The following is a 9,057-nucleotide window of genomic DNA, read 5'->3' on the forward strand; positions in this document are numbered from 1 at the left end:
GCGCGCGACAGCGTCTGGCAGCGGGTCTCCCAGATGCAGGACGACCACGGCATGACCGTCGTCCTCACCACGCACTACATGGAGGAGGCCGACGCGCTGTGCGACCGCGTGGCCCTCCTGCACCACGGTGCGCTGCGCGCCCTCGGCTCGCCCGGGGACCTCAAGGCCGCCGCCGGCGGCGGCGCGAGCCTCGAGGACGTCTTCCGCCAGCACACCGGCGACACCCTCGAGGACGAGCAGGACGGAGGGCTGCGCAGTGTCCGGGCAACGCGTCGAACCGCGCGCCGCCTCGGTTGAGCGCGCCCCGCGCACCGGACCGGGGCTGCTCGTCTCGCGCGTCGGCACGTTCTGCCTCGTCGAGCTGCAGAAGCTGCGGCACGACCGCAGCGAGCTCGCGACGCGCGCCATCCAGCCGGTCCTCTGGCTCGTCATCTTCGGCACGACGTTCAGTCGCATCCGGGCCATCCCGACCGGGGACGTGCCCTATCTCGACTTCCTGGCCCCCGGGGTCATCGCGCAGTCGGCCCTGTTCATCGCAATCTTCTACGGCATCCAGATCATCTGGGAGCGCGACGCGGGAGTCCTGACCAAGCTGCTCGTCACCCCGACGCCACGGGCCGCACTGGTCGCCGGCAAGGCCTTCGCGGCCGGTGTCCGCTCGGTGGCCCAGGCCGTCATCGTCGTCGTCGTGGCCGCGCTCATGGGCGTCGGGATGACGTGGAACCCGCTGCGCCTGCTCGGCGTCGTCGTGGTCGTCATGCTCGGGGCGGCGTTCTTCTCGTGCCTGTCCCTGTCGATCGCCGGCATCGCGCTGAGACGCGACCGCCTCATGGGCATCGGGCAGGCCATCACGATGCCGCTCTTCTTCGCCTCCAACGCCCTCTACCCGGTCGAGCTCATGCCCGGCTGGCTCCGCGTGCTCAGCCACGTCAACCCGCTGACGTACGAGGTGTCGGCCCTGCGTGGCCTGCTCCTCGGCACCCCCACGAGCTACTGGCTCGACCTCGGCGTGCTCGCCGGCAGCGCCGTGGCCGGCATCGCCTGCGCGGCTGCCCTCATCGGGCGGCTCGCCCGCTGACCCGACTGCCCGCGTGCCGCGGAGTGGGGGCACCGACCGTACGCTGTGCGCCGTGACCTTCCTGCGCGCGCTCTGGAGCCTGCTGCACGGGCGCCGCTTCCGTCGGCTGTTCGTCAGCCGGGTCACCTCCCAGGGCGCCGACGGCATCTTCCAGGTGGCCCTGGCCAGCCACGTGCTCTTCAACCCGGAGAAGGCGGCCGACGCCCGCAGCATCGCCCTGGCCTTCGCCACGGTGCTGCTGCCCTACAGCCTGCTCGGACCGTTCGTCGGGGTGCTGCTCGACCGGTGGGACCGCCGGCGTGTCCTCGTGGTCAGCCAGGGGCTGCGGGCGGCGGCGATGCTCGGCGTGGCCACGATCGTCACCGGGGCCGACAGCGGGCCGCTCTTCTTCGGCCTCGTCCTGCTCGTCTTCTCGGTCAACCGGTTCATCCTCGCCGGCCTGGGGTCGGCGATCCCACACGTCGTCGAGCCGGACGACCTCGTCAGCGCCAACTCCGTCGCGCCGACGTGCGGGTCCCTGGCCTACCTCCTCGGTGGTGGCGTCGGCACCGGCATCCGGGCAGTCGGCGGCTCCGACCTCGTCGTCGTCGTCCTCGGCGCGGCGGGCGCGCTCGTGGCGATGTGGGCCGCCTCCCGCCTGACGGACATCGGACCCGACGACGTCGCCGAGGCACCCTCGTTGGGGCACGTGGCGCGGTCCGTCGTGGCCGGTGTCGTCGAGGCGGTCCGCACCGGCCCCCGTCGGGCGCGTGTCCTGCTCGGGCTCGTCTTCCTCACGCGGCTGCCGTTCGGGTTCCTCCTCCTGCAGACGCTGCTGCTCTTCCGCGGGCCGTTCGAGCACGGCCACGGGGCGCTCGGCTTCACGGTGGCCGCGGCGGCCTCGGCCGTCGGCTTCGCGTCCGCGGCGTTCGTGACGCCGTGGCTCGAGCCGCGGCTCACCGCGCTGCCGTTCGTGGCCCGGGTCCTTGTCGTCGGCGCCCTCGTCTGCGCGCTGCTCGGGCCGTTCCTGCAGCCGTGGAGCATCGTGGCCGTCGCCTTCGCGGTCGCGCTGACCTCCCAGGCCGTCAAGATCACCGTCGACTCCCTCATGCAGGCGCACGTGCCCGACCACCTGCTCGGCCGGGCCTTCTCGGCCTACGACGTCGTCTACAACGCGGGCATGGTCGCCGCCGCCGCGCTCGGTGCGCTCCTGCTGCCGGAGTCCGGCCTCGCCTGGTGGCCGCTCATCGCCTTCGGCGGCCTCTACGCGGCCGCGGCGACGACCGTCGGACGCGCCTGGTCGGGAGCGGCGCGGCTCGACGAGGAGCGGCCACTAGGCTGACGCCGTGCTCCCCCGGCTCACCGCGACCCGCTACGTCACGCCGCTCAAGGAAGGCGGGTCGCTCCCGGGGATCGTCGAGGCCGACGACGACGGAACGTACGTTCTGAAGTTCCGCGGCGCCGGACAGGGCCTCAAGGTGCTCGTGGCCGAGGTCGTCGTCGCCGGGCTCGCGCGCCTCGTCGACGTGCCGGTGCCGGACCTCGCCGTCATCGACCTCGACCCGCGCATCGCCCGCTACGAGGCCGACGAGGAGGTCCAGGACCTGCTGACCGCCTCGGTCGGCACCAACCTCGGGGTGGACTTCCTGCCCGGCTCGCTCGGGTACGACGGCTCGCTGCCGCCCGACCGCGACCTCGCCGAACGCATCCTGTGGCTCGATGCGCTCACCGCCAACGTGGACCGCACCTGGTCCAACCCCAACCTGCTCGTCTGGCACGGGCGCACGTGGGCCATCGACCACGGCGCCTCGCTCTACTTCCACCACTCGTGGCCGAGCCGCGCGCCGGACCCCGACCGCTTCGCCGCCCAGCCGTTCGACGCGTCGCGACACGTCCTGCGCGACGTGGCCGGGGACGTCGGCGCCCGTCACGACGAGCTCGCGGCGCGCGTCACGCCCGGTGCCGTGTCCACGCTGCTCGCCGACGTGCCCGACGAGTGGCTCGAGGACACCCCGTTCCTCACCGGTCCTGCGCAGGTGCGCGAGGCGTACGCCCGGATGCTGGCCGCTCGGCTCGGCAGCCCGACCGCGTGGCTGCCGACGGAGGTCGCCGCGTGAACGCCTACCAGTACGTCCTGCTGCGACTGGTCCCCCGCGTCGACCGCGAGGAGTTCATCAACGTCGGCGTCGTCCTCTACAGCCAGGAGGCCGACTTCCTCGACGCCGCCTGGGAGCTCGACGTGGCCCGGGCCGCGGCGCTGTGCCCGACGTGCGACCTCGACGGCGTGCGCGCCATGCTCGACCAGGTGCGGGCTGTGTGCCGGGGCGAGACCGGGCGCGGCAGACCGGTGCTCGACAAGCTCGGACAGCGGTTCGGCTGGATCATCGCGCCGCGCTCCACCGTCGTGCAGCCGGGACCGGTGCACGGGGGGCTCTGCGAGGACCCCGCCGTCGAGCTCGACCGGCTGATGGCGCGCCTCGTCCGCGGCTGAGGCGCAAGGCGTGGGTCAGCGGGGCCGCACGGCCCACATCGCGACGGCGCTCGCCGCCGCGACGTTGAGCGAGTCGACGCCGCCGGCCATCGGGATGCGGACCGTGAGGTCCGCGGCAGCGACCGTGCGCGGCCGGAGCCCGTCCCCCTCGGTGCCGAGGACCACCGCGAGGCGCGGGGGCGGGTCCGCCTCGAGCTCGTCGAGGCCGACCGAGTCGTCGGTCAGGGCCATGGCGGCCACGGTGAACCCGGCGTCGTGGAGCACGTCGACACCCTGCGGCCACGGGTCGATGCGGGTCCAGGGCACCTGGAAGACGGTGCCCATGGAGACGCGGATCGACCTGCGGTACAAGGGGTCGGCACACCGGGGCGTGATGAGCACGGCGTCGACGCCGAGCGCGGCGGCGCTACGGAAGACGGCCCCGACGTTCGTGTGGTCGACGATGTCCTCGAGCACGACGACCCGGCGTGCGTCGCGCAGCAGGTCGGGCACCTCCGGCAGGACCGGACGCTGCATCGCGGCCAGGGCTCCGCGGTGCAGGTGGAACCCGGTGAGCTGCTCGATGACGTCGTGCTCGCCGACGAACACCGGCACACCGGCGGCCTCGGCGTCGGTCACGACGTCGGCGAGGTCGTCGAGCCAGCGCCGCGCCATGAGGTACGACCGCGGCGCGTGCCCCGCCCCCAGCGCCCGTCTGATGACCTTCTCGCTCTCGGCGATGTAGAGGCCGCGCTCGGGCTCGGTACGCCGACGCAGCGCCACGTCGGTGAGCCCGACGTAGTCCTCGAGCCTCGGGTCGGCGGGGTCGGTGATCTCGATCGGCACGTCGGCTGCTCCCCTCACGAGAACCACACGAGCCGGACCACGGCCACGACGCCGATGACGACGATGAGGGCGCGCAGGGCGTTCGGCGGGATGCGTCGGCCGATGCGCGCGCCGATGATGCCGCCGACGAACGAGCCGCCCCCGACGAGCAGGACGACCAGCCAGTCGACGTGGTCGCGGGCGAAGAGCACGAACACGCACGCCGCGACGAAGTTGACGATGAGCGACAGGACGTTCTTGTAGCCGTTGAGGCGCTGGAGCGACTCGCTGCTGAGCAGGCTGAACAGACCCATGAGCAGGACGCCCTGGGCCGCGCCGAAGTACCCGCCGTACGTGCCGGCGACGAAGACGCCGACCGCCACGGCCGGGGTGTGCCATCGGGGCTCGCGCAGCCGTGACGCGTCCACGGCCGCTCCGTCGGCGGGTCCGGGCTCGCCCGCCCCGCCCGGGTGCCGTGTGGGCACCGCGCTGACGTCGGCCAGGGCCCGGCGCCGCTGCACCACCGGGCCGGCGACCACGAGGGCGACCGCGACGAGGATGAGCACCGGCACGATGGCCTTGAACGCCTGGGGCGGCAGCACGAGGAGCAGCCCTGCGCCGACGACCGAGCCGAGGAACGACAGCGGCATGAGGCGGCGCAGGGTCGGCCCGGCCCCGGTCAGCTCGTGCCGGTACCCCCACGACCCGGTGACCCCGCCGGCGACGAGCCCGATGTTGTTCGACACGTTAGCGACGAGCGGGTTGACGCCGAAGAAGAGGAGCGTCGGGAAGGTCAGCAGCGTGCCGGACCCGACGATCGTGTTGATGATGCCGGCGCCGGTCCCGGCGAGCGCGACGGCGGCCGAGGACCAGAACGACACCCGGCCACCCTACAGAGGGTGGCCGGGTGTCGATCGAGCCGGTCCACGGTCGCCGGCCGGACGCGTCACTGCCGGGTCGGCGGCTCCTGGCCGGTAACCGGCGCCTCCCCGACCTCGCCCGGTGCCTGGGGTTCAGCTGCGGGCGCGACGGCCGGCGTCTGACCAGGCATCGGCTGCGAGGGCGCCACCGGCGACGGGGGCACCTCCCCGGTCGGCTGCACGGGCGGCTGCTGGCGGCCGATCGGCGCCGCGTGCTCGGTCGACTCGGCACTGGCCGCGGCGGCCTGGCCCCGGGCCTCGGCCAGCGCCTTGGCCGAGTCCTCGAGGATCGTCTCGGCGAAGGCGTCCTCCTCGGCGTCGGTCGTCTGCACCCAGGCCTCGTCGTCCTCGGTGGTGCGCGGGTCGGTGCCCCCGAGGGCGTTGCCGATGCCCTTGAGGGCGTCGGTGAGCTCCGAGGGGACGATCCACATCTTGTTCGAGTCACCGCGGGCGATCTGGGGCAGCACCTGGAGGTACTGGTACGCGAGCAGCTTCTGGGTGGGCTTGCCGCGGTGGATCGCCGAGAAGACCTGCTGGATGGCGCGGGCCTGGCCCTGGGCCTCGAGGATGCGGGCCTGGGCCGAGCCCTCGGCGCGGAGGATCTGGCTCTGCTTCTCACCCTCGGCCGTGAGGATCGCGGACTGCTTGACGCCCTCGGCCGTGAGGATCGCGGCGCGGCGGTCGCGCTCGGCGCGCATCTGCTTCTCCATCGAGTCCTGGACCGAGTGCGGCGGGTCGATGGCCTTGAGCTCGACGCGGTTGACGCGGATGCCCCACTTTCCGGTGGCCTCGTCGAGGACACCGCGGAGCTGGCCGTTGATCTGGTCGCGGCTCGTCAGCGTCTGCTCGAGGTCGAGCGAGCCGATCACGTTGCGCAGGGTCGTGACCGTCAGCTGCTCGATGCCCTGGATGAAGTTGGCGATCTCGTAGACGGCCGCCTTGGCGTCGATGACCGAGTAGTAGATGACGGTGTCGATGCTGACGACGAGGTTGTCCGAGGTGATGACCGGCTGCGGGGGGAACGAGACGACCTGCTCGCGCAGGTCGATGTTGGCGCGCACCTTGTCGACGAACGGCACGAGGAAGTGGATGCCGGCGGTGAGCGTCTTGTTGTAGCTGCCGACGCGCTCGACGATCTGCGCGGTCTGCTGGGGCACGATCCGGACCGTCCGCAGCACGACGACGGCTGCGACGATCACGATGAGGATCGGGATGATGAGTACCGGGTCCACGACCTTCTCCTTGTCTGGCCGCGCGCCCCCGAGGACGCGTGGTCGCTGGCCCGGACCGGTCGGCCCGGGCGTCGAAACGGTCAGCCGCCGACGATGTGCGCGCGGCTGACGATGGCGGTGGCGCCGTCGATCGAGTCGACGACGACCTCTTCACCCGGCTCGATGCTGTCCCCGAGCGTGCGGGCCGACCACTCCTCGCCCGCGAGCTTGACGCGACCGCCGGCCCTCGTCACGCGGTCGAGCGCGACGGCCGACCGGCCGACGTTCGCGGCCGCACCCATGAGGAGGGCCGGGGCGTGGGAGGTGAGGCGCCTCTTGAGCCAGGGACGCACGACGGCGAGCAGCGCCACGGCCACGAGGGCCGCGACGACGGCCTGGACGGCCGGAGGGGCACCGAAGGCCGCGGCGAGGGACCCGCCGACCGCGCCACCGGCGAGCATGAGGAAGGTGAAGTCCACCGTGGCCGTCTCGACCGCCACGAGGACCAGCGCCACCCCCAGCCAGACCACCCACGCGTAGCCCTCGAACACCGCGCCCACCCCGTCTCGTCAGAGTCGGTGCCCGGCGAAGGGCACCGACGCCCCGTGCGTCACTCCTGTGACGTCTCCGATTCTGCCCCAGTTCCCTGAGATCAGGACCGGGCGCGGGCCGACCAGCGCTCGCCGTGCTGCTCGAGCACGAGCGGGATCCCGAAGGTCTCGGACAGGTTCTCCTCGGTGAGGGTCAGCGGAATCGGCCCGGCCGCGACGACGCGTCCCTCCCGGAGCAGGAGGACGTCGGTGAACGAGGGTGGGATCTCCTCGACGTGGTGGGTCACGAGGACCAGCGCCGGGGCCTCGGTGTCGGAGGCGAGGTCGCCGAGCCGACGCACGAGGTCCTCGCGGCCACCGAGGTCGAGGCCGGCGGCCGGCTCGTCGAGCAGCATGAGCTCCGGGTCGGTCATGAGGGCGCGGGCGATCTGGACGCGCTTGCGCTCACCCTCGCTCAGGGTGCCGTACCGGCGGTCGGCGAGGTGGTCGGCGCCGAGCGCCTTGAGCAGCTCCATGGCACGCACGTAGTCGACGTGCTCGTACGACTCGCGCCAGCGTCCGATGATGCCGTACGAGGCGGTGACGACGACGTTGCCCACGATCTCGTCGCCCGGGATGCGCTCGGCCATCGCGGCGCTCGCCAGGCCGATGCGGGGGCGCAGCTCGAAGACGTCGACGGCACCGAGCACCTCGCCCAGAACCCCGGCGACGCCGGTCGTCGGGTGCATCCGCGCCGCCGCCACCTGGAGCAACGTCGTCTTGCCGGCGCCGTTGGGGCCGAGGACGACCCAGCGCTCGCCCTCCTCGACCTCCCACGAGACGTCGTCGAGGAGCGTCGTGGGTCCGCGTCGGACACTGACACCGGCGAGGGCGAGGACGTCGCTCATGGCCCCGACCCTATGGCACGCACCGCCGGTCGACCCCGCGGCTCACCCTACGATGGCGGGGTGTCCGAGCTGCCCGCGTCCGTGCGCCTCGCGCTCTGGGTCACGGCCTCGTGGCGCGGCGACGTCACGACGACCGAGGCGCTGCGGCGTTCCTTCCCCGACCTCGACCACGTCGCCGGTGACCTCGGCCGGCTCGACGTGTGGCGTGACCTCGGCGAGCGGGCCCTCTTCGTCGCCCTGCCCCGTCCCGGCGACGTCAGCCGCATGCCGCAGGGGTCGGCGGCTGCTGCCGCCGCCGCCGCGGACTCGGGTGAGTGCGTGTTCGTCGCCGGCATCGGCGGCGTCCTCGTCCCGACGCTGTCGGAGTTCGGCCCCGACGGCGACGTCGGCTACCGCGCGGACTGGACCGCGTACGAGGCCGACCCCATCCCGCGGCACCGCCTCGAGATGCTCGACCTGCGCGAGATCGAGCGCGGCCTCGTCCAGTCGCTACGCACGCACACCGACCGGTTCGAGGCCGCCGGCGGCCAGCCCTGGGGCACCCGGGCCCGCGCGGACGCCGAGACCGACCTCGACGCGTCGCTGTGGGGCGTGCCCGAGGGGACGTCCGGACGGGCACTGCGCATCATGTCGCTCGCCGCCAACATCGCCCGCCTGGCCCACCGCACCGCCGGGCTGACGAGCCTCGGCAGCGCCGGCGTCGACGTCGCCACGACGGCCACCCGCGCCATGCTCCTGCGCGACCTCGGCGCGGACGCCGACACGGCGCTCGCCGACGCGACCAACGTCGCGGTCATGTCCATCGCCGGGTGGCGTCCGGCCTGAGGGCTCAGGCCGCAAGGTGTTCGAGGAGCGCTCTGGCGTAGGCGCGCTCGGCGTCGATGTCGACGTGCCGCTCCTCCTCGCCGGACGGACTCCTCAGGACGACGGCGAAGCCGCCGTCGAGCCGCTCGAGCGCCACGAACGCGTCACCGAGCCGGTCGCGCAGCTGCTCCTCGCGCGGCAGCCACACCACCTTGTCCCGCTCGACGCTGTCGAGGGCCCACTCGGTCGTACCGTTGAACCCGATGACGTCGCCGGTCGTGAAGTGGTGCACGTCGACGGTGAGGTCGCTGATGACGAAGACCTCCTCCTCC

At 73.1% G+C, this 9,057-nt stretch carries 11 protein-coding genes and 1 pseudogene; 6 read left to right on the top strand and 6 right to left on the bottom strand.

Features of this window, described 5'->3' with window-relative positions; genetic code table 11:
- The 5 genes and pseudogenes from ACR9ZK_RS19110 to ACR9ZK_RS19130 form a co-directional block, all read left to right on the top strand.
- Positions 1-297: pseudogene (locus tag ACR9ZK_RS19110) on the top strand (ABC transporter ATP-binding protein); the annotation flags it as partial.
- A complete protein-coding gene (locus ACR9ZK_RS19115; RefSeq protein WP_481343545.1) occupies positions 257-1,078 on the top strand; it encodes an ABC transporter permease in 822 nt (273 codons plus the stop codon). The pseudogene ACR9ZK_RS19110 and the gene ACR9ZK_RS19115, both read left to right, overlap by 41 nt.
- Before the next feature lie 52 nt (positions 1,079-1,130).
- On the top strand, positions 1,131-2,399 hold the full coding sequence (locus ACR9ZK_RS19120) for an MFS transporter (RefSeq protein ID WP_481343546.1): 1,269 nt from the start codon (positions 1,131-1,133) through the stop codon (positions 2,397-2,399).
- Between the two features lie 4 nt (positions 2,400-2,403).
- Entirely contained in the window at positions 2,404-3,174 is a 771-nt protein-coding gene (locus tag ACR9ZK_RS19125) for a HipA family kinase (RefSeq protein WP_481343548.1), read from the top strand.
- A complete protein-coding gene (locus tag ACR9ZK_RS19130; protein WP_481343550.1) occupies positions 3,171-3,548 on the top strand; it encodes a DUF3037 domain-containing protein in 378 nt (125 codons plus the stop codon). The genes ACR9ZK_RS19125 and ACR9ZK_RS19130 overlap by 4 nt, the downstream gene beginning before the upstream one ends.
- 15 nt (positions 3,549-3,563) lie before the next feature.
- Here the strand turns inward: ACR9ZK_RS19130 and ACR9ZK_RS19135 are convergent, their stop codons facing one another.
- The 5 genes from ACR9ZK_RS19135 to ACR9ZK_RS19155 form a co-directional block, all read right to left on the bottom strand.
- A complete protein-coding gene (locus tag ACR9ZK_RS19135) occupies positions 3,564-4,373 on the bottom strand; it encodes a TrmH family RNA methyltransferase (protein ID WP_481343558.1) in 810 nt (269 codons plus the stop codon).
- A 14-nt stretch (positions 4,374-4,387) separates the two neighbouring features.
- A complete protein-coding gene (locus tag ACR9ZK_RS19140) occupies positions 4,388-5,233 on the bottom strand; it encodes a sulfite exporter TauE/SafE family protein (RefSeq protein WP_481343552.1) in 846 nt (281 codons plus the stop codon).
- 65 nt (positions 5,234-5,298) lie between these two features.
- Entirely contained in the window at positions 5,299-6,504 is a 1,206-nt protein-coding gene (locus ACR9ZK_RS19145) for an SPFH domain-containing protein (RefSeq protein WP_481343553.1), read from the bottom strand.
- An 80-nt stretch (positions 6,505-6,584) separates the two neighbouring features.
- Positions 6,585-7,043: an NfeD family protein gene (locus ACR9ZK_RS19150; protein ID WP_481343554.1), complete on the bottom strand. Its 459-nt coding sequence runs from the start codon at positions 7,041-7,043 to the stop codon at positions 6,585-6,587.
- 92 nt (positions 7,044-7,135) lie between these two features.
- Positions 7,136-7,921 carry an ABC transporter ATP-binding protein gene (locus ACR9ZK_RS19155; protein ID WP_481343555.1) on the bottom strand — a complete coding sequence of 262 codons (786 nt, stop codon included), beginning with the start codon at positions 7,919-7,921 and terminating at the stop codon, positions 7,136-7,138.
- A gap of 60 nt (positions 7,922-7,981) precedes the next feature.
- Here ACR9ZK_RS19155 and ACR9ZK_RS19160 point away from each other — a divergent pair, with 60 nt between their 5' ends.
- On the top strand, positions 7,982-8,746 hold the full coding sequence (locus ACR9ZK_RS19160; protein ID WP_481343556.1) for a hypothetical protein: 765 nt from the start codon (positions 7,982-7,984) through the stop codon (positions 8,744-8,746).
- A gap of 4 nt (positions 8,747-8,750) precedes the next feature.
- Here the strand turns inward: ACR9ZK_RS19160 and ACR9ZK_RS19165 are convergent.
- On the bottom strand, positions 8,751-9,057 hold a 307-nt coding region (locus tag ACR9ZK_RS19165; protein ID WP_481343557.1), incomplete at its 5' end, for a pilus assembly protein CpaE.

The organism is Monashia sp. HAY1-5C (assembly GCF_056755255.1).